A 24,122-nucleotide genomic window follows, 5' to 3' on the forward strand; every position below is an offset into this window, starting at 1 on the left:
TCCCAATGTCACCGGCGGTCAGGAGCCCTGGGCTCCCCGGCGAGACACCGGTGTTGCCTGCGGAGAAAAGCGCTGGCAACGGCGCGGAGGGGTGGGCGGCCCGGCAAGGTTCGCCGAGGAACCTCCCCGAGTGGGCCGGGCGTTCTCGGCCGGCGGTCCGGTCTTGGTGGGCAGCGGGTGGCCTCGTGCTCACCGGTCGGCGTGGCCTGGTGGAGATCAGCCCGGTCCCAATGTCACCGGCGGTCAGGAGCCCTGGGTCCCCCGGCGAGACACGGGTGTTGCCTGCGGGAAAAGCGCTGGCAACGGCGGAGCAGGAGGGCACTGCCGTCAGGTCCGCCGGGGGACCTTCCCGAGTGGGTCGGGCGTTTTGCGGCATGCGGTGGGTGTTCGGTGGCCGGCCGGGGGTCGATTGGGGCCGTGAGTGGGCGGTTTCGGTTGCCGAAGTGCACAACCCGGCCCTCGACAGGCGCTCACGCGGCCCGGTTCCGTACAACCCCAGGTCAGCGGAAATCCGATGCGCCGGAAGCCGTTCCGCGATCCGGATCGGGACCCACGCCGACCCCTCTGTCCGGCGGATCTTCCGAAAGGCCCGCCGGGAGACCTCCCCCAGCGGGTCGGGTCTGCCGGCAGGAATTCCCCCGGAGGCTTCGCGGGTCTCGATCCGGATCCCGAGACGCATACGAGCCCGTGCCCGCCCACTGACCTGCGGTTTTGCGGGAACGACAGGCGAAAGCACCTGCCGAGGGCCGGGTTTCGCACTCCGGCGACCGAAACCGCCCACTCCCCGCCCCACTCTCCACGGGCTCTCGCCACCGAACACCCACCGCACACCGAGAACGCCCGGCCCACTCGGGGAGGTCCCCCGGCGAACCTTGCCGGACCGCCCACCCCTCCGCGCCGTTGCCAGCGCCTTTCTCCGCAGGCAACACCCGCGTCTCGCCGGGAAACCCAAGGCTCCTGACCGCCGGTGACCCTGGCACCGGGCTGATCTCCGCCGGTCCACGTCGACCGGTGAGCACAAAGCCATCCGCGCCCGACCCGACCAAGACGCGGCCGCACGCCGAGAACGCCCGACCCACCCTGGAAGGCTCCCCGGCGGACCTGACCGGGCCGCCCACCCCTCCGCGCCGTTGCCAGCGCTTTTCTCCGCAGGCAACACCCGCGTCTCGCCGGGGAGCCCAGGGCTCCTGACCGCCGGTGACCCTGGGACCGGGCCGATCTCCGCCGGACCACGCCGACTGGTTAGCACAAGGCCACCCGCTGCCCACCCAGGCGCGACCGCCGGCCGAGAACGCCCGACCCACCCTGGAAGGTCCCCCGGCGAACCTCACCGGGCCGCCCTCCCGCTCCGCCGTTGCCAGCGCCTTTTCCGCAGGCGACGCCCCCGTCTCGCCGGGGGACCCAGGGCTCCTGACCGCCGGTGACCCCGGGACCGGGCTGATCTCCGCCAGGCCACGTCGACCGGTTAGCACAAAGCCACCCGCGCCCTACCCGGCCAAGACGCAACCGCCGCCGGAAACGCACCGACCTCCGCCGAAACGCGAACGCACCCCGAAACGCAGCCCGACTCGAGAAGCACCGCGCGCAGTCGGCACATCACCCACCCGCAAAAGCCACTAAGGGAAGACCAGCCCCAGGGGCAGTCCCAGGGAACGACCCAAGAGAAGCCCCAGGGAGCATCCCAGCGCCCATCCGAGCACCCCCGCCCATCCCAGCACCCCCGCGTCCGCCCCCGCGTCCACCCCCGCGCCCATCCCAGCCCTAAAGCCGCCCCGCCAGTTTCAAAGCCAGGTACGTGTCGGTGAGTGTCGAGGCCAGTTCGCTCGGGGGCGCGTCCACGACGGTGATGTTCTTTCGGCGCAATTCGGCGGCGGTGGAGCGGCGTTCGGCGAGTTCGCGTTCGGCGGCGGCGGCTTCGTAGACCGCCGTGGCGTCGCCGCGGTGGGTGGCCATCGCGGTGATCGCCGGGTCGGCGACGGCCGTGACGATCACCTCGTGGCGTGCGGCCAGTTGCGGCAGCACCGGGAGGATGCCCTCCTGGACCGCCTCCCGTTCCAGGCCGGTGATCAGCACGATCAACGAGCGGCGCGGGGTGCGGCGGAGGATCTCGGCGATCAGGGTCCGGGCGTCGGGTTCGACCAACTCCGGTTCCAGCGTGGCCATCGCCTGGACGAAGGCCGGGAGTGTGCCGTTCCGGGGCGCGCGGCGGACCTCGGCGCGTACCCGGCGGTCGTAGGCGAGCAGGTCGACCCGGTCGCCGGCGTGGTTGGCGACCGCGGTCAGCAGCAGGGTCGCGTCCATCGCGGCGTCCAGGCGGGGGATGTCGCCGATGCGGCCGGCCGAGGTGCGGCCGGTGTCCAGCACGACCAGGATGTGCCGGTCGCGTTCGGGGCGCCACGTGCGTACCACGACGCCCTGGTTGCGGGCGGAGGCGCGCCAGTCGATCGATTTGGCGTCGTCGCCGGGGACGTACTCGCGCAGCGTGTCGAACTCGGTGCCGGCGCCTCGGGTGAGCAGGGCCGAGCGGCCGTCGAGTTCGCGCAGGCGTTCCAGCTTGGAGGGGAGCAGTCGGCGGCTGGGGAAGCCGGGCAGCACGCGCAGTCGCCACGGCACGTGGTGCGAGCCCTGGCGGGCGGCCAGGCCGAGCGGGCCGACGGAACGGACGGTGACCCGGTGGGCGTTGCGGTCGCCGCGGCGGGTGGGGGTCATCGTGGTGGTGAGGCGGCGGCGTTCGCCGGCGGGGAGGCTCAGGTCGTGCCGCTGGGTGGTGGTGCCGGTGCTGGGTGGCCAGGCGTCGCGCAGTCGGCCGCGCAGGGGGCGGGTGCCGGGGTTGCCGACGGTCAGCGTGACCTCGGCGGGTTCGCCGAGGCGGACCGCGGTGTCGCCGCCCCGCTCGAAGGTCAGGTCGCGGACGCCGGCGGCGAGCAGCAGGTCGGCGAGGATGCCGAGCAGCAGTGCGCCCTCGACCACGGCCAGGCCGATCAGCGAGGGCAGCAGCAGGCCGACCACCAGGACGCCCAGTGCTGCGGCCAGGACGGCGCGACCGGTCAGGGCCATCGGCGGTTAACGCGGGACCGGGGTGTGCGCCAGGACGGCGTCGATCACCACGTCGGGGGTCACACCCTCCATCTCGGCCTCCGGGCGCAGTCGTACGCGGTGTCGCAGTGCCGGTCGGGCCAGTGCCTTGACGTCGTCGGGGGTGACGTAGTCGCGGCCGGCCAGCCAGGCCCACGCGCGGGCGGCGGCGAGCAGGGCGGTGGCGCCGCGCGGGGAGACGCCCATGGCCAGCGACGGGGAGGTCCGGGTGGCTCGGCAGACGTCCACGACGTAGGCCAGGATGTCCGGTTCGATGCGCAGGTCGGCCACGGCTCGGCGGCCGGCCGCCAGGTCCGCGGCGCCCGCGACCGGGCGGACGCCGGCGGCTTCGAGGTCGCGCGGGTCGAAGCCCTCGGCATGCCGGCGCAGCACCACGATCTCGTCGGCGCGTTCGGGCAGCGGCAGGGTGAGTTTGAGCAGGAAGCGGTCCAACTGGGCCTCGGGCAGCGGGTAGGTGCCCTCGTACTCGATCGGGTTCTGCGTCGCCGCGACCATGAACGGGTCGGGCAGCGGGCGGGTGGTGCCGTCGACCGAGACCTGGCGTTCCTCCATGGCTTCGAGCAGGGCGGCCTGGGTCTTGGGCGGCGTGCGGTTGATCTCGTCGGCGAGGAGCAGGTTGGTGAACACCGGGCCCTCGCGGAAGGAGAACGCGGCCGTGCGCGCGTCGTAGACCATCGAGCCGGTGACGTCGCCGGGCATCAGGTCCGGGGTGAACTGCACGCGGGTGGTGGTCAGGTCCAGGCTGCGGGCGAGGGCGCGGACCATCAGCGTCTTGGCGACGCCGGGCACACCTTCCAGGAGCACGTGGCCCCGGCACAGGAGGGCGATCACCAGTCCGGTGACGGCGGCGTCCTGGCCGACCACGGCCTTGCCGATCTCGCCGCGCAGGGCTTCGAGCGCGTCGCGCGCCTCGCGGGTCTGCTCGGGTGCGCTCACGTCGTGCGTACCTGCCTTATCAGCGCGTCGAGTTCGTCGGACAGGGTGACGAGGGCCTCGTCGCTCTCCGGGCTCGCACCGTACAACAGGGCGTGCACGTGCGCGCTCGTGTGGTCGGTGCGGGTGGTGATCGAGGCGATCAGGGCGGCCTCGGTGGGCTCGGCGCCCAGGATGCGGGCGAGTTGTTCGCGGGTGGCGGCGCGCAGCAGTTCGGCGGCGGTGTCGCGGGCGCGGCCGCGCCGGTAGAGCCGGGCGCGGCCCTCGACGGTCTCGGCGGCGCGGACCACGACCGGGAGCGGTTCGGCCACCACCGGACCCAGTCGGCGGGCCCGCCACAGGGCGAGCAGGACGGCGGCGACGGCCAGTTGTGCGGCGCCCCAGCGCCAGCCGGCGGGCAGCAGGTCCCACAGCGAGTCGTCGGCGGGCGGGAGTTCGTCGGCGCCGGGCAGGTACCAGACCAGGTGCGGGTGGGCGCCGAGCAGGTTCAGGGCGAGGGCGGCGTTGCCGTTGTCGTCGAGGCGGTCGTTGACCAGCGGGCTGCCGGAGCCGAGTACGACGGTGTCGTGGCCGGCGCGGGGCGGGGTGAGCACGAGGGTGGGGCGGCCCGCGTCGGGGTAGCAGCCGGTGGCGTCGGGGAGCAGGTCGGTGTCGAACCGCATGCCGCCGGTGTCCGCGTTGCCGGCCCGGGTCGCGGCGGGCAGCGGGCAGCGCGGTCGCAGGGTGCGGCGGTGCGTGTCGGGAGCGGTGTGTACGCCGGGGGCCAGGATCGCGAGCGCGGCCTCGTCGGGGCGGACCAGGACGGTGCGGGCCGGGCCGGCGGCGGCGAGGGTGCGCAGTTGCGCGTCGGCGAGCAGGTTCGGGAAGGGCACCACGAGGGTGCTGTCCGGGCGGATCGTTTGGGCCGCCTCCTCGGCGGAGCGGACCCGGTGCACCTCCACGCCGCGTGCCCGCAGCAGTTGGGCCAGGGCCTTGCTGCCCTGGGGGTGGGTGGAGCGCGGGTCGAGTCGGCCCTCGTGGCGGTCGCCGCGGATCAGCACGAGTGCGGAGACCACGATCAGGACCAGGGCGAACAGGGCCAGGGGCATGCGCACCCGGCGCCACAGCTGCTCGGTGGTGGGGCCGAGCGCGGTGTCGCTCATCGGGGCATCCGCTCCTCGACGCGTGGGCGGGCGGCGGCGCAGCGGGCGTCGAGGTCGCGCAGGTCCCGGTCCAGGTCCCGGTCGGCGGTACGCCCGCCATAGTGCACGTCGTCGAACGTCGCGGCGGCGGCACGCAGGTCCGCCGCCTCCTCGGGCAGCGCGCGGCCGGCCTCGGCGGCGGCCTCGTCGGCGGTGCGGCCGGGGCGTACGTCGAGCACCGCGCGTTCCTCCAGGGCTCGCACGATCGCGCGGAAGCGTTCCCGGACGGCATCGTCCCATCGGCCCCCGGCGGCATGCGCGTCGGCGGCCGCGCGGTGCTCGGCGGCCGACAGCGGGCCCCGGTCGCCGTACAGCGGGAGCTCGGCGCGACGGCGGGCGGCGCGCAGCGGACCCAGCCGCAGCCGCAGGACCACGAGCGCGGCGATCACCAGGAGCACGATCACCACGAGGCCGAGGCCGCCGCCGGGGCTGTGGTCGCCGGCCCGGGAGATCAGGTCGCCCAGGCGGTCGAGGAACCAGTCCAGGGCCCGGCGGACCGGGCCGGCGTCGTCGCGGTGGTATTCGGGGCGTGAGAGCTCGTCGCGGGCGGCATCCCGCGCGTCGTCGCGCGGGATGTCCACCGGTTCCCAGTCCCGGGCCAGGGTCGCGAGCGCGTGGCGGGTCACGCCGGCGCGGGTCCCGAGGTCGCGTCGCCGCCGGGCTCGTCGTCCAGGACGCCGGCCGCGCGGGCGAGGTCGAGGTCGAGTGCCTCGCGGCGGATGCGCTGGTCGATGTAGAGCAGTGCGGTGGCGCCGGCGGCGAAGGGGTAGAGCAGCGCGGCGGCGATCACCGCGCCGACGCCGGTGATCAGCAGGTCGACGAAGGAGGGGTCCGGGATGTCGGAGGCCTCGGACGCGGTGATCGCGGAGATGCCGTCCGTGGCCAGCAGGAACGGCGTTTGGATGATGCCGCCGACGATCGTCATGATCAGCGCGATCAGCAGCAGGATCCCGCAGACGCGCCACCACGAGCCGGTGACCAGCTTGCGCGAGCGCTCCAGCGACTTGCGCACCGACTGCTTCTCCAGCATCAGCGTGGGGCCGGCGAGGGAGAGGCAGACGTAGAGGTAGATCGCCGCGACGATGCCGCCGATCATGCCCGGGAGCAGCAGCAGGGCGCCGAGGCCGTCGGCGCCGACGGCCAGCAGGAGCAGGCCCGGCAACATCGCCACCAGGAGTGTGCCGACCGGGATCAGCCAGGTGGCGAAGGTGACGCCGAGCAGGCGCGGGAGCAGCGGGCGGACCGCCGTCCAGGCCTGGGCGGCGGACATGGTCTTGGCGATCACGGCGCGGCTGACCACGACGGTGAGCATCGCGGTGGCGGCGATCTGGCCCAGGGTGGCCACCACGATCGGCACGATCACCAGTGCGGCGGTGTCGCGCAGGTAGCGCCACGCCTCCTCACCGGTGGGGTCGTCGCCGAGGTCGCTGGGCGAGAACTCGCGGTTCAGCAGCCAGGTGACCGGTACCTCGAGGCACTGGGTGAGCAGGGCGACCACGACGGCGATGCCGATCATGACCTTCCAGTGCGCGCGCATGGCGGCGAAGGCGCCGTCCAGGATCTCGCCGACGCTCAGCGGGCGCAGCGGGATCACGCCGGGCTTGGCGGCCTGCACGTAGGGGCCGTTCCAGCCGGGAGGCGCTCCCCACAGCGGCGGCTGCTGCCCGGCGGTGCCCCAGCGCGGGTCGGCGCCCGGAGGCTGCTGTGGGGCTCCCCAGCCGGTGGCGGGGCCCTGTTGCGGGGGTCCCCAGCCGGCGGCGGGCGGCTGGACCGGGGCCCAGCCGGGGGCCGGGGCCTTGGGGGTCGGCTGGTCCGGGGCCGTGGGCTCGTCCGGAGCGGGCGCCTTGTCCAGGGACGGCCTGTCCGGGGACGGCGGCTTGTCCGAGGACGACGGCGAGGATGGGGACGGGGGCGTGGCCGGCGACGGCGAGGCGGGCGCGGGTGCGGACCGGTCGGGTGACGTGGCGTCGTCCGCCGGGCGCTCTCCGTCCGGCCCCGGGGCGTCCGGGCCGGCCGAGCCGGGCGAGTCCGTCATGCGATTGCGCTCCTCGTCCTGATCGGGTGGTGACTCATCGTGGCATGCCTGTGTGGGGCTCGGATGAACGGGCGGCCATCGGATCCGGTCCGCCCGCACGGGCACGTCGACCGCGGGGACAACGTCGAGCACGCGCCACACGTTCCGGCGCCGCCCTGCCCGGGTCGTCGGCGGGGGCGGTAGCGGTCGGATCCGTGGCCGAAACGTCCGTTGCGCCGGGCGGCGGGTCGGCGTACGGCCCGAAAATCGACGTGACTCCGTACTCTCTCCGGCCGTAATTTTCAGTATTTGGGCGGTTTTGTCACTGATGGACGCGGCCGGAATCGGTCGGATGAGTGCAGGTCACAATCCGGTAATGCGACGATGATGCACATGAAGGGACGCGTCCTCATCGTTGACGACGACACCGCACTGTCCGAGATGCTCGGCATCGTGCTGCGTGGCGAAGGGTTCGAGCCGTCGTTCGTGGCGGACGGCGACAAGGCACTCCAGGCTTTCCGGGATGTAAAACCGGACCTGGTGCTGCTGGACCTGATGCTGCCCGGCCGTGACGGCATCGACGTCTGCCGCCAGATCCGTGCCGAGTCCGGCGTGCCGATCGTGATGCTCACCGCCAAGAGCGACACGGTCGACGTCGTGGTCGGGCTGGAATCCGGAGCCGACGACTATGTGATCAAACCGTTCAAGCCCAAGGAGCTTGTCGCTCGTGTGCGGGCCCGCCTGCGCAGAGCCGAAGAACCCACCCCGGAGCAGTTGGTGATCGGCGATCTGGTGATCGACGTGGCCGGCCACGCCGTGAAGCGGGACGGGCAGAACATCGCACTGACCCCGCTGGAGTTCGACCTCCTTGTCGCACTCGCCCGCAAGCCCTGGCAGGTGTTCACCCGCGAGGTGCTTCTCGAACAGGTATGGGGATATCGACACGCGGCCGACACCCGCTTGGTGAACGTGCACGTGCAGCGGCTGCGCTCGAAGATCGAGCGCGACCCCGAGCGTCCGGAGACCGTGGTCACCGTGCGCGGGGTCGGCTACAAGGCGGGACCGGCCTGACCTTGAGTTCGTTTCGGTGAGCACCGCACAGCGGTCGCCGTCCCCATCGGCCTGGTCCCTCGCCCTGCGTCGCGTGCGCGGCGGCGTGGGCCGGGTCATGGCGCTGTGGAACAGGTCGATCCAGTTTCGCGTCGTGGCCACCACGTTGGTGTTGTCCGTCGCGGTGATGGTGCTGCTCGGGGTGGTGGTGGTCGGCCAGGTCCGCAACGGTCTGCTGGACGCGAAGGTGGCCTCCGCCCGGTCCCAGGCCCAGGGCGGGTTCGCGGACGCCCGCGCGCAGGCCGACGAGATCGCCACCAACCCGAGCCGGCACGTCCAGGTGCCCACCGGCGTGCCGGCCGCCACGCCGGGGTCCGGCAACCGGGTGAACACCGGCGACTGGCTCAACGCGCTGGTCAAACAGCTCTCCAGCGGCGGCCAGGGGGTGTACGACGTGGCCGCGACCAGTCAGGACACGGCGGACAACCCGCCCGGGTCCGGCCGCAGCCCCCGGGCCTCCGGCGACGTGGTCCCCGATTCCAGCGTGCCCGCCGAACTGCGCCGCGAGGTCGGGCTCAAGCGCGGCGTGGCACTGCTCCAGTACACCCAGATCGTGCGCGAGGGCCAGCACGGCGACGGCTCGGCCGAGACCACCCGCGAGGCGGGCCTGGTGGTCGGCGCGCAGCTGGAGGACCCGGACGGCGGGTCCTACCAGCTCTACTACTTCTTCTCCTTCGCCCCGGAGGAGAAGACCCTGGGCCTGGTGCGCAGCACCCTGGCCACCGCCGGCGTCTTCCTGGTGCTGCTCCTGGTGGCGATCGCGGCGCTGGTGACCCGGTGGGTGGTCACCCCGGTCCGGATGGCGGCGCGGATCGCCGAGCGGCTGGCCGCCGGTCGCCTGGAGGAGCGCATGCGCGTGGTCGGCGCGGACGACCTGGCCCGATTGGGCTCCTCGTTCAACAAGATGGCCTCCAACCTGCAGAACCAGATCCGGCAACTGGAGGAGCTCTCGCGGGTGCAGCGCCGGTTCGTCTCGGACGTCTCGCACGAGCTGCGCACCCCGCTGACCACCGTGCGGATGGCCGCCGACGTGCTGCACGAGGCCCGCGAGGACTTCGACCCGGCCACCCGGCGCTCGGCCGAGCTGTTGCAGAACCAGCTGGACCGGTTCGAGGCGTTGTTGTCGGACCTGTTGGAGATCAGCCGCTTCGACGCGGGCGCGGCCGTGCTGGACGCCGAGCCGGTGGACCTGCGCGACCTGGTGCGCCGGGTGGTCGAGGGCGCGGAGCCGCTGGCCGAGCGGCGCGGCAGCCGGCTGGTGGTGCGCGCGCCGGACAAGCCGTGCGTGGCCGAGGTGGACCCGCGCCGGATCGACCGGGTGCTGCGCAACCTGGTGGTCAACGCGGTCGAGCACGGTGAGGGCCACGACGTGGTGGTCACCGTGGCGGGCGGCGAGGACTCGGTCGCGGTGGCCGTGCGGGACTACGGCGTGGGCCTCAAGCCCGGCGAGTCCTCGTTGGTGTTCGCCCGCTTCTGGCGGGCCGACCCGGCCCGGGCCCGGACCACCGGCGGCACCGGGCTGGGCCTGTCGATCGCGTTGGAGGACGCGCACCTGCACGGCGGCTGGCTCCAGGCGTGGGGCGAGCCGGGCGGCGGCTCGCAGTTCCGGCTCAGCCTGCCCAAGACCGCGGGCGGGGAGCTGGTGCGCTCGCCGCTGCCGTTGGAACCCGAGGACTCGCGGGCCAATCGGGGCCTGGGCCCGGCGGGCTCGCCGTATCGGCGCACCGTGCGCGCGGCCGGCCCCGCGGGAGGCAATCGATGAGGCGGATCGGCTCGTTCCTGGCCCTGGTGTGCGTGTTGTGCACGCTCGGCGCGTGCGCGTCCATGCCGCACAGCGGGAGCGTGCGCGAGGCCGCCAAGGGCGGCAACAAGGACCAGGGGCCCGAGCAGCAGGTGCGGGTCTTCGCCGTGCCGCCCAAGCCCGGCGAGCAGCCGCACGGGATGGTCGCCGGCTTCCTGGAGGCGGTCACCAGCGACGAGCCGGACTACGTGACGGCACGCGCCTACCTGACCCCGGAGGCCGGGTCCACGTGGGCGCCCGACCGGGAGATCGTGGTGCTCGAGAGGATCGCCCGGATCGAACTGGTCCCCGGCGCCGACGAGCGGACCTACCAGGCGGAGGTGTCCGGCACCCGGGTGGGCACGGTCGACAACCGCCACGCCTACCAGCCCGAGCAGCAGCCGAACGCGCAGTACCGGGCGACCCTGGAATTGCGCCTGGGCACCGACAACCAGTGGCGGATCGCCAACCTGCCGGACGGGCTGATCCTGTCCCGGGCCGAGTTCCACCGGATCTACCGGTCGGTGAACACCTACTGGTTCGCCACCGCGATGCCGGTGGGCAAGGAAATCCTCGTGCCCGACCCGGTCTACCTGCGCAGCCGCGTCGGGCTGACCTCGGCACTGGTGCGCCAACTGGTGGGGGGCCCGACCGACTGGCTGCGGCCCGTGGTGGAGAGCGCGTTCCCGGCAGGCACCGAACCCGCCGACCGGGTCGTCTCGATCGAGGACAACCGGACCGCCCGGGTGCAACTGAACCGGCAGGCCAGGCTCGCCCAGAGCAAGGGCTGCGAGCGGATGGCCGCCCAGCTGCTCTATACGCTGCGCCAGGTCTCCGGCGTGGACTCCGTCTCGATCACCGGTGGCGGCGAGCCGATGTGCTCGCTCTCCGACGACGACGCCGCCCAGTACGACCCCGGGCGGGCCGCCAGGACGTCCGCGCCCACCGGCTACTTCATCGCCAAGGGCAACGTGGTCAACGTGGTGCCCGGCCCCAACGGCAATCCGCCGGTGTTGCCCGGGCCGTTCGGCGACGGCACCTACAAGGTCGACCAGATCGCCGTCTCGCGGGACCCGTTCCGCCGGCGGATCGCGGGCATCGACACCAACGGTCGCCGACTGATGGTCGGCGACGTGGACGGCCACGGCGAGGTCCAGGAGTGGCTGACCACCGGCCCGGCGTCGCTGTTCAGCCCGACCTGGGACGGTCGCGGCGTGCTGTGGGTGCTGGATCGCAGCAAGGACGCCGAACGGGTGCTCGCGCTGTACGAGGACGAGCGCAAGCAGATCACCCGGGTCTCGGTCGACGTGCAGGGCATCACCGCCGCGCGGATCACCGGCCTGCGCCTGTCCCCGGACGGCACCCGGGCCGCGCTGATCGTGGACAACGGCAAGGTGCTGATCGGCCGGGTGGAGCGGCGGGTGAGCAACGGCACGGTGGCCATGACCATCGCCGCACCGCGCTCGGTGATTCCCTCGCTGGTCGAGGTCAAGGCGATCTCCTGGAACGGCCCGGACCGGCTCGTGGTGCTGGGCAAGGAGGGCCAGGGCGCGCTGGCGCCGCAGATCGTCGACATCGACGGCGGCCTGTCGGTGTCGGTGGCCTCGGTCAACGGCATGCTGCACATCGCGGCACCGGACGGCTCGGACCAGCCCCTGCTGGCGGACTCCGGCGAGGACAACATCTACCAGTTGTCCCAGGGCAACAACTGGACCAAGGTGCACAGCGGCATGTACCCGGTCTATCCCGGCTAGGCCGTGGCCGCCGGAGTCCGAGGGCTCCCGGCGGCCTCTGCGAGGTCCGGCGGGCCGACTCGGACCGGCGGCCCGGGTCCGCCGCGGGCGGCCCGGCCGCGGGTGCCGCGGCCGATCCGTTCCGGTCGGATCGGGTCGGGTGGGAACCGGTTCGATCGTCCGCCACGGCGCGCCATGACCGGATCGGGTGGTTCCGGGTGCCGCGGATCCGTTTTCGGGCCGGGCGTGCGAGCTTGGGGACATGGAACGGCGTCGGGTGCTCGCGGCATGGGCCGACCTGGTGCTGCCCGTGTCCTGCACGGGCTGCGCCGAGGCCGGTGCGCTGCTGTGCGGGCGATGCCGCGCGGTGTTCGCTCCGGAGGCCGTGCCCGTGCGACCGACGTCCGCGCCGGAGGGCCTGCCGCCGGTGCACGCGATCACCGCGTACGCGGGACCGGTGCGCTCGGTGCTGGTCGCGTACAAGGAGCACGGCGCACGCCGGTTGGCGCACCCCCTCGGCGACGCGCTCGCGCGGGCCGCGGCGGCCGGGCTGCCCGAACCGGCCGGGTCCACCCTGCTGGTCCCGGTGCCCTCGACCCGGGCCGCGGTACGCCGCCGGGGGCGGGACGCCACCCGCGAACTGGCCCTGCGGGCGGCCGGTCGACTGCGGGCCGCCGGGGTGCCCACGCGGGTGCTGCCGGCGCTGCGACATACCCGTCGTGTACGGGACCAATCCGGCCTTTCCGCGCATGAACGACGGATGAACGTCCGCCGAGCAATGATCGTTTCGGACAGGTTGGCGCCCTTGTTTACGGGCATTAGTGTGGTGATCGTCGTCGATGATGTTTGCACCACCGGCGCAACTCTCGCGGAGGCGACCCGTGCGGTCCGAGCCGCGGGAGGGCGAGTCGAGGCGGCGGCTGTGGTGGCCGCGACCGCCCGGCGGCGCACGACGGAGCAGGACCATCGACGGCTTGGTCGGCCGGATGGGTGCCCACCCCTCCGGCATGGCGCAATGGATGGAGTTCTGCGTGGACATTGTCGTCAAGGGCCGCAAGACCGAGGTACCCGAGCGTTTTCGCAGGCACTGTGTCGAGAAGCTGGAGAAGATCCGCAAGCTCGACGACAAGGTGATCAGCGTTGACGTGGAGGTCTCCAAGGAGCGGAACCCGCGGCTGGCGGAGCGTTCGGACCGGGTGGAGATCACGTTGAACACACGTGGTCCCGTCATCCGGGGTGAAGCCGCCGCGTCCGACCCATACGCCGCACTCGACATGGCGTGCGCGAGACTCGAAGCGCAGTTGCGCAAGGCCGCCGACCGGCGGCGCGTGCACCATGGTCACCGCTCCCCCGTATCGGTGGGCGCGGCCACTGCGGAGATCAATCACGCCGATCGGCTCAATGGGGCCGTGGTGGCGTCCGCGGAAGACATCGAGGCTGTGAAGAACGGCGAATTGAGGCCCCAGCCGCACATGGCGGGCCCGATCGAGGTAGACGGCGAAGGCCCCCTCGTGGTTCGCGAGAAGGTACACGCCGGGCGTCCGATGGCGCTCGACCAGGCGCTGTACGAGATGGAGTTGGTAGGCCACGACTTCTATCTGTTCATCGATTCGAGCACCAAGTGGCCGAGCGTGGTGTACCGCCGGCACGGCTACGACTACGGTGTGATCCACCTCAAGCCCGAGGACCGCGAGGACGGCGGACCGCAGTAGCAGCGGTCGGGCCGTCCCGTCGCGCCCTTTGGCGGTCATCCGACGCCGAAACCCTTCGGGGTTTCGGCGTCGGTTGCGTCCCCGACCCTGGCGTTCCCTGGCGAAAGTTCCGCTTCGCAAGTACGTTCCGCACATAACACCCATCAGGGCCTGGCGTCGTGGCGATCACGTGGGATCATGTCCTGGACACGGATCGTGCCGACCCAGGGGGGAAACACGGTGGGTGAACAGTCTGTTCCGACCCGCGTGGACCACGGCTCAGCGGGCGAACCGATTCGCGTGCTGGTGGTCGACGACCACGATCTGTTTCGCCGGGGTCTGGACATCGTGCTCGCGCCCGAACCGGACATCACGGTGGTGGGCGAGGCGGGGGACGGCGCCGAGGCGCTGGAAGCCGCGCAGGATCTGCTGCCCGACATCATCCTGATGGACGTCCGGATGCCCAGACGCGGCGGCATCGAGGCGTGTACGGCGATCAAGGAAGTCGCGCCCAGCACGCAGATCATCATGCTGACGATGAGTGAGGAAGAGGCCGACCTCTACGACGCGATCAAGGCCGGCGCGACCGGCTACCTGCTCAAGGAGATCTCGCACGGCGAAGTGGCCTCGGCGATTCGCGCGGTGGCCGACGGACAGTCGCAGATCAGCCCGTCGATGGCGGTCAAGCTGCTGACCGAGTTCAAGTCGATGAGCCGGCGCGACGACGAACGGCGCCTGGTGCCGGCGCCCCGGCTGACCGATCGCGAGATCGAGGTGCTGCGTCTGGTGGCCACCGGGCGCAACAACCGCGACATCGCCAAGCAGTTGTTCATCAGCGAGAACACGGTCAAGAACCACGTGCGCAACATCCTGGAGAAGCTCCAGCTGCACTCGCGCATGGAGGCCGTGGTCTACGCGATGCGGGAGAAGATCCTGGAGATCGGCGACTGATCCCGCGCCCGGGCCACCCGGTCGGCCTCGGGCGCCGGCCGGGCCGTCGGACGGCTCGGCCGGCGGGTGGGATCGGGGCGGCGCAGGGAATCGGTGCGGTGTCGAGTCAGCCGGCGAGCAGGGCGTTCAGGGGTGCGCGGGTGGTTTCGTGGTCGAGGTGCTCGATCCGGACGTCCTCGCAGCCCACCCAGCGCGCGGCCTCGCGCAGCGCGTCGGCCGCGGCCGCCAGCGTGCGCTCGCCGACCCCGGCGCCGGCCTCGAAGGACAACCGCCGGGCCACCAGCGTGCGTCCCTCGCGCGCCGGGTCCACCCGGCCGACCAGGCGCCCGCCCGTGAGCAGCGGCATCACGAAGTAGCCGTGCACCCGCTTGGCGGCCGGCACGTACGCCTCCAGGCGGTGCTCGAAGCCGCCGAACACCCTTGCCGTGCGCGGCCGATCCCACACCAGCGCGTCGAACGGCGACAGCAGCGTGGTGCGGTGGCGACCGCGTACGGGAGCGGCCAGCGCGTCGGGATCGGCCCAGGCGCCCTCGCGCGCGGCCCGCTCGCCCCAGCCCGCGACGGTGACCGGGATCAGGCCGCTGTCCGGGAGCGCGGTGTCGACCTGGGCCCGGGTCAGTCGGTACTGGTCCATCAGGTCGGCCCGGGTGGCCACGCCCAGTTGCCGGCCGGCCAGGGCGACCAGGCGGCGCACACACTCGGCGTCGTCGGGCTCCTCGGCGAGCAGGGCCGGCGGGATCACCCGCTCCGGCAGGTCGTACACCCGCTTCCAGCTCTCCCGGCGCACGCAGACCACGTCACCGAAGGCGAGCGCGCGCTCGGCCGCGATCTTGGTCTCGCTCCAGTCCCACCACTCGCCCTTGTTCTTGGCGCCGCCCAGGCCGGTGGCGGTCAGCGGACCCTCGGCGCGCAGCCGTTCCAGGATGCTCTTGTAGGCGTCCTCGGTGACCTGATGGCCCCACAGCCCACCGCGCCCGCGGTAGTGCCGACGGCGGAAGGCGAAGTCCGGCCAGGTGGACATCGGCAGCACACAGGCCGCGTGCGACCAGTACTCGAACGCCGTCGTGCCGTTCCAATAGGCGCTCTCGACGGCCGGTCGGCCGACCGGGCCCAGGCGGGCGTACGGCACCAGTTCGTGCGAGCGGGCCAGGGTCGAGATGGTGTCCAGCTGCACCGCGCCGAGCGAGTGCAGCACGCCGAGTACGCCCGCGCGGCGGTCGGGCGCGCCCAGGAGACCCTGGGCGGCCAGCACGATCCGGCGGGCCTCGTCGGCGGTCAACTCGATGCTCGGTGCGATGGTCGGCGAAGAGGTCATGCCCGCCACCTTAGAACGTGTGTTCGCATCAGGTGTCCGTGGCGAGCCGGGCGTGCAGGTGCACGTCGGTGAAGGGCTCGGCGGCGCCGATGACGCAGTCCCGGAGTACTCCTTCGAGTGCATATCCGGCCGCGTTCGCGACCGCGCACGAGGCGGCGTTGCCCACCGCGTGCCGCAGTTCCACCCGGTGCAGGTCCAGCGCGCCGAACGCCCACCGGGTCACCGCGCCCACCCCGTGCCGGGCCACGCCACGACCGCGCGCGCTCTCGAGCGTCCAGTAGCCGATCTCGCCGGTGCGCCACCTCGGGACGATGTTCTTGAGTGCCACATGGCCGTGGACCTCGCCCGTCACGGCGTCCATCACCGCGAACGAGGCGCTCTCCCCGGTCGCCCACCGCTCCGTGCGGGCGGCCAGCCACGCGTGTGGATCACCGTCCGTCGGCGTCGCCATCCAGCGGGTGATCCCGGGATCGGCGAGAGCCTTGCCGACCACCTCGACGTCGTGTTCGTTCCAGGGCCGGAGCTGAAAGCGCCCCGCCGCGATCTCCACAGGTTCCATGCCGGTCACTGTGCCGGCCCGCGAGGCTCGATCCCGGCTTGCCTCCTCGCATACGATGGCCGTATCGGCGGGACGGGCCCCGCCGTGCCGTCACGTCCGAAAGGCGGGCGGGCGCCGTCGGGCAAGGAGCTCATCCAGCGTGTCTATCTTCGACAAGGTCCTGCGCGCCGGCGAGGGCAAAATCCTGCGCAAGCTCAACCGCATCGCAGATCAGATCGAGTCGATCGAAGATGACTTCAAGGACCTCTCCGATGCCGAGCTTCGGGCACTGACGGACGAGTACAAGCAGCGCTACGCCGACGGGGAGACCCTCGACGACCTGCTTCCGGAAGCCTTCGCCACCGTTCGCGAGGCCGCCCGCCGCACCCTGGGCCAGCGGCACTACAAGGTGCAGCTGATGGGTGGTGCCGCACTGCACCTGGGCAACATCGCCGAGATGCGCACCGGCGAGGGCAAGACCCTCGTCTCCACGCTGCCCGCCTACCTGAACGCGATCGCCGGCGAGGGCGTGCACGTGGTCACGGTCAACGACTACCTCGCCGAGCGCGACTCGGAGTGGATGGGACGCGTCCACCGCTTCCTGGGCCTGACCGTCGGCTGCATCCTGGCCAACATGCCGCCGCACGAGCGCCGCAAGGCGTACGGCTACGACATCACCTACGGCACCAACAACGAGTTCGGCTTCGACTACCTGCGCGACAACATGGCGTGGTCGTCCGAAGAGCTGGTGCAGCGCGGCCACTTCTTCGCCGTGGTCGACGAGGTCGACTCGATCCTGGTCGACGAGGCCCGCACGCCGCTGATCATCTCCGGCCCGGCCGACCAGGCCACGAAGTGGTACGCCGACTTCGCCAAGATGGTCAAGCGGCTCAAGCGCGGCGAGGCGGCCAACCCGCTCAAGGGCATCGAGGAGACCGGCGACTACGACGTCGACGAGAAGAAGCGCACCGTCGCGATCCACGAGTCCGGCGTCAGTCGGGTCGAGGACTACCTGGGCATCGACAACCTCTACGAGGCGGTCAACACTCCGCTGGTCGGCTACCTGAACAACGCCATCAAGGCGAAGGAGCTGTACAAGCGGGACAAGGAATACGTGGTCGTGGACGGCGAGGTGCTCATCGTCGACGAGCACACCGGCCGCATCCTCGCCGGTCGCCGCTACAACGAGGGCATGCACCAGGCGATCGAGGCCAAGGAGGGGGTGGACATCAAGGACGAGAACCAGACCCTGGCCACCGTCACCCTCCAGAACTTCTTCCGCCTGTACAAGAAGCTCGGTGGCATGACCGGTACGGCGATGACCGAGGCCGCCGAGTTCCACCAGATCTACAAGCTCGGCGTGGTGCCCATCCCCACCCACCGCTCGGTGCAGCGTGTGGACCAGTCCGACCTCGTGTACAAGACCGAGGAGGCCAAGTTCAACGCGGTCGTGGACGACATCACGCAAAAGCACGAGAAGGGCCAGCCGGTCCTGGTCGGCACCACCAGCGTGGAGAAGTCCGAATACCTCTCCGCCCAGTTGCGCAAGCGCGGCGTGCCGCACGAGGTGCTCAACGCCAAGCACCACGAGCGCGAGGCGCAGATCGTCGCGCAGGCGGGCCGCAAGGGCGCGGTCACGGTGGCCACCAACATGGCCGGCCGAGGCACCGACATCATGCTCGGCGGCAACCCCGACCACCTCGCCGCGGCCGAGCTCGCCCAGCGCGGGCTCACCCCGACCGAGACGCCGGAGGAGTACGAGGCCGCCTGGCCGGACGCGCTGGAGAAGGCCAAGAAGGCGGTCAAGGCCGAGCACGAGGAGGTCTCCGACCTCGGTGGCCTGTACGTGCTGGGCACCGAGCGGCACGAGTCCCGCCGGATCGACAACCAGCTGCGCGGTCGTTCCGGCCGTCAGGGCGACCCCGGCGAGTCGCGCTTCTACCTCTCCCTCGGCGACGACCTGATGCGCCTGTTCAAGGCCAACATCGTCGAGCGCGTGCTGACCCTGGCCAACGTGCCGGAGGACCAGCCGATCGAATCGAAGATGGTCTCCAACGCGATCAAGTCCGCGCAGACCCAGGTCGAGCAGCAGAACTTCGAGATCCGCAAGAACGTGCTCAAGTACGACGAGGTGCTGAACCGCCAGCGCGAGGTGATCTACGGCGAGCGCCGCCGCGTGCTCGCGGGCGAGAACCTGCAGGAGCAGATCGGCCACTTCATCGACGACACCGTCGAGGCGTACGTGCACGGCGCGACCGAGGGTTTCGCCGAGGAGTGGGACCTGGAGAAGTTGTGGGCCAACCTCAAGCGCCTCTACCCGGTCAGCATCACGATCGAGGAGGTCGAGGAGGAGTTCGGCGACCGCTCCGACCTGGACACCGAGCAGCTCGTCGAACTGCTTCGGGCGGACGCCCAGGCCGCCTACGCGCTGCGTGAGGAGAAGCTCGGCGAGGAGGTCATGCGCGAGCTGGAGCGCCGGGTCATCCTCTCGGTGCTCGACCGCCGCTGGCGTGAGCACCTCTACGAGATGGACTACCTCCAGGAGGGCATCGGCCTGCGGGCGATGGCGCAGCGCGACCCGCTGGTGGAGTACCAGCGCGAGGGCTTCGACATGTTCAACGCCATGATGGAGGGCATCAAGGAGGAGTCGGTCGGCTACCTCTTCAACGTCGAGGTCGAGATCGAGCAGGTGCCCGAGGCGCCGAGCATCTCGATCGACAAGGCCGCGCCGCTGCCGGAGATCCACGCGAAGGGCCTGGACGCCCCGCAGCGGCCGGCGCACCTGCAGTACAGCGCGCCGACGATCGACGGCGAGGGCGGTGTGATCACCTCCGAGGAGAACTTCGACGAGGACGACGTCGAGGTCGACGAGGGTGCGACCCGCGCGGAGCGCAGGCGCGCGCAGCGCGCAAAGCGCAAGAAGAAGTAGGCACTCCCGGTTCGACCGGCGAGGTGGGTCGACGACCGGCAGGCCTGCGGCCCGCCTGTCGTCGAACGCCGGACCGGCCGGTGGGTGAGCCGCAGGCCGGTGGTCGGCGGTTTGCCCGATGGGATGGCCGACCCGAGGGTCCGGATCGCGGTTGCGGTCCGGACCCTCGGGCGTTCGGGGTCAGGTCAGGTTGTCGTGTTCCAGGGCCGTGCACAGCCAGGTGTCGGTGGGGTGACGGGTCGGCGCGTCGCGTTCGAGGCGGAAGGCCAGGGTGAGGACCCAGGAGGCGGCCCGCAGGCGGGCGTAGCCCTCGGCGACGCCGTCGGCCGGGGTGCGACCACCGCACGATTCCACGCTCAGCCGGCCGACCCGGCGGGCGGCGAGTCGGCGGACCAGGTGTTGCGTGGTGGCATAGACGGCGGTGGAGGCGTACGGGCGCAGCTGGCCCACCGCGCGCAGGCCGGAGCCGATCTCGGCCAGCGCGTGGGCCAGCCGCCGGGCGCGCAGGCGGGCCTCGGTCGGGTCCGGCTCGGCCGGCGTGTGGATCAGCCGCAGCGCGGGCCGCGACACCGGTCGGGCGACGAAGCCGGGGTCGGGCGCGAGCGCGAGGGAGCCGTACACCCGTGCGGACCGGTGCGCGGGCGCGGCCGGCGGGAACGGGTCGCGCCCGGGCCGGCCGGCCGGCGCCGGGTCGAAGGGGCTCTCGCCGGCGGGCGCGCGCACCACGTACAGGTGCGGTGGCGAAGTGGTGCGGGCGGTGTTCGTGTGGACCATGGGTCCTCCCCGAGAAGTGCCGAACATGAGGTACCCGACGCCGACGTGCCGGGTATGGGTGTGCCGCACTCGTTCCGCTCGTTCCCCCGACCGGGACGTGTGCAGGCACTTCCTAGCCGGCCCGCGACGCACGGTCAACCATTCGTTCGGCCCGCCCGGGGATTACCCTGACGCGTCGACTCACGCAATGTGGCGGTAGGTCGACCGTCGCCCCGGCTCCCGACGAACACGAAGGGATGTCGGGATTTCACTCGATTGGAGTCGTCCGATGCGTGTGTTCATCCCCACCACCCCCGCGGGTCTGGCCTCGGTGCACGCCGACGGCGGGATCGTCTCGGCGCCGTCGGCCGCGTACGCGGTCACCGACGCGTTTCGCGCCTGGTACGGCAGCGGGGACGAGGAGGAGCTGGAGTACGGCGCGCTGACCCGGGCCGCCGAGGCCTCGTTGCGGCTGCTCGCGGCCGAGCCGGGGGCGTCGCGTCGGGTCGTGCTGGCGGCGGATGTTCCGGACGCGCTGGTGAGCGTGCGGGAGCAGGACGGGCCGGGCGCCGTCCTGGTGGACGCGACGGTGCCGCGCAAGCGGATCGCGGCGGTGCACATGGACACCGCCGACGCCGAGGGCGCGATCGCCGCGGCGCTGGCCGGCGGGCTCACCGACGAGTTGATCGAGGCGACCGAGGAGCACGAGCTGTTGTGGTTCGCGACACAGGAGCTTGCCGATCTGCTGTGAGCGCACCCACGGCACAATGAAGGTCCATGAAGAGTCGACCTCCGCACCTGGTCTGGGACTGGAACAGCACGCTGTTCCACGACATGGATGCGATCATCGCGGCCACCAACGCCTCGTTCGCACTGCTCGGGCTGCCGCCGATGACGCTGGAGCGCTATCGCGAGCTCTATTGCGTGCCCGTACCGAAGTTCTACGAGAAGGTCACCGGCCGGGTCCCCGATCCGGCCGAGTGGGTCCTGCTCGACGACGCCTTCCAGGAGGTCTACGCCGCGCACAGCGCGCTGTGCGAGCTCGCCCGCGGTGCGGACGAGCTGCTGCACACCTGGCAGCGCGAGGGCGGTACGCAGTCGTTGTTGTCGTTGACCGCGCACGAGGCGCTGATGCCGTTCGTGCGCCGGTTCGGGATCGAGGAACGCTTCGTCCGGGTCGACGGGCGGGTGGGTCCGCCCGGCGGGGGCAAGGCCGAGCACCTGGTGCGGCACCTGGACGCACTGCGCCGGGATCCGGCCGAGGTGGTGCTGATCGGCGACGCCGCGGACGATGCGGCGGCCGCGCTGCACGTGGGCGCGCGGGCGGTGCTGTACGCGGGCGGTTCGCACGCGCGGGCCAGCTTGGAGCAGGTCGGCGTGCCGGTGGTGGACTCGCTCGCGGACGCGGTGGAGCTGGCGCGCACGTACTCGGGTTGACTCGCGCGGGCGGGGTGGAGCCGGCGCGCCTGACTCGCGCGGGCGGGGTGGGGCGCATCGATTGTCCGGTTCGTGGGCACTGCGCATCCATGGATGCTGTGACCCGCGTGCCCCGGCCGAGCAACGAACCCGTCCACGGCTACGCGCCGGGCTCTCCCGAACGGGAGCGCCTGACCGCGGCGCTGGCCGAGATGTCCGCCGAGCCGGTGGACCTGCCGCACACGATCGGCGGCGAGCATCGTATGGGTGCGGGCAAGCGCGTGCAGATCGTGCAGCCGCATCGGCGGGCGGGCGAACTCGGCACGCTGGCCAACGCGACCCACGACGACGCGCGGGCGGCGCTGGTCGCGGCGCGGGAGGCCGCGCCCGGTTGGCGTGCGCTGGACTTCGACGACCGCGCGGCGATCCTGCTCAAGGCCGCCGACCTGCTGGCCGGGCCGTGGCGCGAGACGATCGCCGCCGCGACCATGCTGGGTCAGGGCAAGACGGTGCAGCAGGCGGAGATCGACGCGCCGTGCGAACTGATCGACTTCTGGCGGTTCAACGTGCACTTCGCCCGGCGGATCATGGCCGAGCAGCCGATCAACTCGCCCGGGGTGTGGAATCGGCTGGATCACCGGCCGCTGGAAGGCTTCGTGTACGCGGTCACGCCGTTCAACTTCACCGCCATCGCGGGCAACCTGCCCACCGCGCCCGCGTTGATGGGCAACGTGGTGTTGTGGAAGCCCTCGCCCACCCAGGCCTTGGCCGCGCATCACCTGATGCGGCTCCTGGAGGCCGCCGGGCTGCCGCCGGGAGTGATCAACCTGCTGCACGGCGACGGCATCGCGGTCTCCGACGTCGCGCTGGCCGACCCGGACTTCGCCGGGCTGCACTTCACCGGGTCGGCCGCGACGTTCAAGCACCTGTGGCGCACCGTGGGCACGAACCTGGACACCTACCGCGGCTATCCGCGGATCGTCGGCGAGACCGGCGGCAAGGACTTCGTGGTCGCGCACCCCAGCGCCGACCACGACGTGCTGCGGACGGCGCTGGTGCGCGGCGCGTTCGAGTACCAGGGGCAGAAGTGCTCGGCCGCCTCGCGCGCCTACATCCCGCGCTCGATCTGGGAGAGCGGCTTCCGGGACGCGTTCCTGGCCGAGGTGGACGGCCTGTCGATGGGCGACGTGACCGATCTGCGGCACTTCATGGGTGCGGTGATCGACGAGCGCGCGTTCGCCAGGCTCAAGACGGCCATCGACCGGGCACACGCCGACGACGGCCTGCTGGTCCTGGCGGGCGGGACCTACGACGACTCGGTCGGCTGGTTCGTCCGGCCCACCGTGGTGCTTGCCGAGGACCCGTGGGACGAGGTGTTCACCACCGAGTACTTCGGGCCGCTCCTGGGCGTGCACGTGTACGAGGATCGCGACTGGGACGCGATGTTGCGGCAGATGGAGTCGGCCGCCCCGTACGCGCTCACCGGTTCGGTGATCGCCCGCGATCGGCGCGCGTTGGCCGAGGCCTCGGGCCTCCTGCGGTTCGCGGCCGGCAACTTCTACCTCAACGACAAGCCCACCGGCGCGGTGGTGGGTCAACAGCCGTTCGGCGGTGCCCGGGCGTCCGGGACCAACGACAAGGCGGGCGCGATGCAGAACCTGATGCGGTGGACCAGCACCCGCACGATCAAGGAGACCTTCGACCCGCCGACCGACTACCGCTACCCGCACATGGGCTGAGCGCTCCGCGCCCGGGCCGACCTCAGGCCGGCGCCTTGGCCCGCAGAACCTGGACGAACTCGCGCATCCAGGCCGGGTGGTCGACCCAGCCGCGGGCGGAGACCAGGGTGCCGTCGACGACCGCCTCGCCGTCCACCCAGGTGCCGCCCGCGGCCCTGACGTCCGGTGCGATCGCCGGGTAGGCGGCGGTCCGGCGCCCGGCCAACATGCCTGCGGCGGCGGCGATCAGCGGGCCGTGACAGATCTGCGCGATCGGCTTGTCCGCCTCGAAGAAATGCCGCACCAGGCGCTGTACGACCGGGTTGTTGCGCAGGTATTCCGGAGCCCGACCACCCGGCAGCACCAGGGCGACGTAGTTCTCCGGCCGCACCTCCACGAACGCGAAGTCGGCCGGCCAGGTGTAGCCGGGCCGCTCGGTGAAGGTGTCGAAGCCCTCGACGAAGTCGTGCACGACGAAGCCGAGCTTCTTGCGCGAGGGTCCGGCCACGTGCACCTCGTACCCCTCCTCGCGCAGGCGCTGGTACGGATAGAGCACCTCCAGCGACTCCGCCGCGTCGCCGGTGATCAGCAGCACCTTCTTGGCCATGACGATCGTCTCCCCACCGAGTTCGTCCCGCCGTGCCTCGCGTCCCGCGCCAGGGCCGGGGCCCCGCCTCCACGGTGCCCCGGGCGCCGCCTCGGGGGCAATGGGTACGAGGTGTCGGGAGCGACCCGGAAATTGCTTACAGCCTGATCCAAGGTCCCCTCTCGGCGGTCGGGGGGCACGCGAGTAGCCTGACGATGCGGCGACGCCGGCGCGACCTCGGGCCGGGACGACGGAGTCCCGGAACCACCGCGGGTCGGACGACGTCGCCTGAAACAGGTACTCGCGACAAAGCGGGTACCGGCAGTACACAGCCGGGCACGCCCGGGGACGGCAATGGTCACGCAACGGCGCGCGACA

General features: G+C 72.0%; 19 protein-coding genes. 10 read left to right on the plus strand and 9 right to left on the minus strand.

Annotated features, from left to right (window positions below; genetic code table 11):
- Positions 1–1,761: 1,761 nt before the first annotated feature.
- The 5 genes from ACIBM5_RS44950 to ACIBM5_RS44970 are packed head-to-tail and all read right to left on the minus strand — an operon-like array spanning position 1,762 to position 7,245.
- Entirely contained in the window at positions 1,762–3,057 is a 1,296-nt protein-coding gene (locus tag ACIBM5_RS44950; RefSeq protein ID WP_396012486.1) for a DUF58 domain-containing protein, read from the minus strand.
- A gap of 6 nt (positions 3,058–3,063) precedes the next feature.
- Positions 3,064–4,032, minus strand: coding sequence for an AAA family ATPase (locus ACIBM5_RS44955; protein WP_391589034.1), 969 nt, complete (start codon positions 4,030–4,032; stop codon positions 3,064–3,066).
- The gene (locus ACIBM5_RS44960) at positions 4,029–5,171 is read right to left on the minus strand and encodes a DUF4350 domain-containing protein (protein WP_396012488.1); all 1,143 of its coding nucleotides are present in this window, start codon (positions 5,169–5,171) and stop codon (positions 4,029–4,031) included. Before ACIBM5_RS44960 ends, ACIBM5_RS44955 begins: the two co-directional genes overlap by 4 nt.
- On the minus strand, positions 5,168–5,836 hold the full coding sequence (locus tag ACIBM5_RS44965; protein WP_396012489.1) for a DUF4129 domain-containing protein: 669 nt from the start codon (positions 5,834–5,836) through the stop codon (positions 5,168–5,170). The genes ACIBM5_RS44960 and ACIBM5_RS44965 overlap by 4 nt, the downstream gene beginning before the upstream one ends.
- On the minus strand, positions 5,833–7,245 hold the full coding sequence (locus tag ACIBM5_RS44970) for a hypothetical protein (protein ID WP_396012490.1): 1,413 nt from the start codon (positions 7,243–7,245) through the stop codon (positions 5,833–5,835). The genes ACIBM5_RS44965 and ACIBM5_RS44970 overlap by 4 nt, the downstream gene beginning before the upstream one ends.
- A gap of 372 nt (positions 7,246–7,617) precedes the next feature.
- Here ACIBM5_RS44970 and mtrA point away from each other — a divergent pair, with 372 nt between their 5' ends.
- The 6 genes from mtrA to ACIBM5_RS45000 all read left to right on the plus strand — a co-directional run bounded on the left by mtrA (position 7,618) and on the right by ACIBM5_RS45000 (position 14,489).
- A complete protein-coding gene (mtrA, locus tag ACIBM5_RS44975) occupies positions 7,618–8,295 on the plus strand; it encodes an MtrAB system response regulator MtrA (RefSeq protein ID WP_026219725.1) in 678 nt (225 codons plus the stop codon).
- Between the two features lie 16 nt (positions 8,296–8,311).
- On the plus strand, positions 8,312–10,096 hold the full coding sequence (mtrB, locus tag ACIBM5_RS44980; RefSeq protein WP_396012491.1) for an MtrAB system histidine kinase MtrB: 1,785 nt from the start codon (positions 8,312–8,314) through the stop codon (positions 10,094–10,096).
- Positions 10,093–11,868, plus strand: coding sequence for an LpqB family beta-propeller domain-containing protein (locus ACIBM5_RS44985; protein ID WP_396012493.1), 1,776 nt, complete (start codon positions 10,093–10,095; stop codon positions 11,866–11,868). Before mtrB ends, ACIBM5_RS44985 begins: the two co-directional genes overlap by 4 nt.
- 757 nt (positions 11,869–12,625) lie before the next feature.
- Positions 12,626–12,991 (plus strand): phosphoribosyltransferase family protein, encoded by a 366-nt coding sequence (locus ACIBM5_RS44990; RefSeq protein ID WP_396012520.1) that lies wholly within the window; start codon positions 12,626–12,628, stop codon positions 12,989–12,991.
- Positions 12,879–13,559 carry a ribosome hibernation-promoting factor, HPF/YfiA family gene (gene hpf, locus ACIBM5_RS44995; RefSeq protein WP_355539874.1) on the plus strand — a complete coding sequence of 227 codons (681 nt, stop codon included), beginning with the start codon at positions 12,879–12,881 and terminating at the stop codon, positions 13,557–13,559. Before ACIBM5_RS44990 ends, hpf begins: the two co-directional genes overlap by 113 nt.
- A gap of 219 nt (positions 13,560–13,778) precedes the next feature.
- A complete protein-coding gene (locus ACIBM5_RS45000) occupies positions 13,779–14,489 on the plus strand; it encodes a response regulator transcription factor (RefSeq protein ID WP_052174179.1) in 711 nt (236 codons plus the stop codon).
- 106 nt (positions 14,490–14,595) lie between these two features.
- Here ACIBM5_RS45000 and ACIBM5_RS45005 read toward each other — a convergent pair whose 3' ends face one another.
- Complete coding sequence (locus ACIBM5_RS45005; RefSeq protein WP_396012494.1) at positions 14,596–15,804, minus strand: winged helix-turn-helix domain-containing protein; 1,209 nt, start codon at positions 15,802–15,804, stop codon at positions 14,596–14,598.
- Between the two features lie 28 nt (positions 15,805–15,832).
- Positions 15,833–16,363: a GNAT family N-acetyltransferase gene (locus tag ACIBM5_RS45010; protein ID WP_396012495.1), complete on the minus strand. Its 531-nt coding sequence runs from the start codon at positions 16,361–16,363 to the stop codon at positions 15,833–15,835.
- Between the two features lie 139 nt (positions 16,364–16,502).
- Here ACIBM5_RS45010 and secA point away from each other — a divergent pair, with 139 nt between their 5' ends.
- Positions 16,503–19,271, plus strand: a complete 2,769-nt coding sequence (gene secA / locus ACIBM5_RS45015) for a preprotein translocase subunit SecA (protein ID WP_391589026.1) — start codon at positions 16,503–16,505, stop codon at positions 19,269–19,271.
- A gap of 180 nt (positions 19,272–19,451) precedes the next feature.
- Here secA and ACIBM5_RS45020 read toward each other — a convergent pair whose 3' ends face one another.
- A complete protein-coding gene (locus ACIBM5_RS45020) occupies positions 19,452–20,045 on the minus strand; it encodes an Rv3235 family protein (protein WP_396012496.1) in 594 nt (197 codons plus the stop codon).
- 268 nt (positions 20,046–20,313) lie between these two features.
- Here ACIBM5_RS45020 and ACIBM5_RS45025 point away from each other — a divergent pair, with 268 nt between their 5' ends.
- From ACIBM5_RS45025 to pruA, 3 genes are all read left to right on the plus strand, one after another.
- The gene (locus tag ACIBM5_RS45025; RefSeq protein WP_396012497.1) at positions 20,314–20,775 is read left to right on the plus strand and encodes a DUF6912 family protein; all 462 of its coding nucleotides are present in this window, start codon (positions 20,314–20,316) and stop codon (positions 20,773–20,775) included.
- 26 nt (positions 20,776–20,801) lie between these two features.
- The gene (locus tag ACIBM5_RS45030; protein ID WP_396012498.1) at positions 20,802–21,461 is read left to right on the plus strand and encodes an HAD family hydrolase; all 660 of its coding nucleotides are present in this window, start codon (positions 20,802–20,804) and stop codon (positions 21,459–21,461) included.
- An 89-nt stretch (positions 21,462–21,550) separates the two neighbouring features.
- Positions 21,551–23,179, plus strand: a complete 1,629-nt coding sequence (gene pruA / locus ACIBM5_RS45035) for an L-glutamate gamma-semialdehyde dehydrogenase (RefSeq protein WP_396012500.1) — start codon at positions 21,551–21,553, stop codon at positions 23,177–23,179.
- 22 nt (positions 23,180–23,201) lie between these two features.
- Here pruA and ACIBM5_RS45040 read toward each other — a convergent pair whose 3' ends face one another.
- Positions 23,202–23,765 carry a DJ-1/PfpI family protein gene (locus tag ACIBM5_RS45040; RefSeq protein ID WP_396012501.1) on the minus strand — a complete coding sequence of 188 codons (564 nt, stop codon included), beginning with the start codon at positions 23,763–23,765 and terminating at the stop codon, positions 23,202–23,204.
- Between the last annotated feature and the right edge of the window lie 357 nt (positions 23,766–24,122).

The sequence above is a fragment of the Embleya sp. NPDC050493 genome, from assembly GCF_044458105.1.
Classification (GTDB): domain Bacteria; phylum Actinomycetota; class Actinomycetes; order Streptomycetales; family Streptomycetaceae; genus Embleya.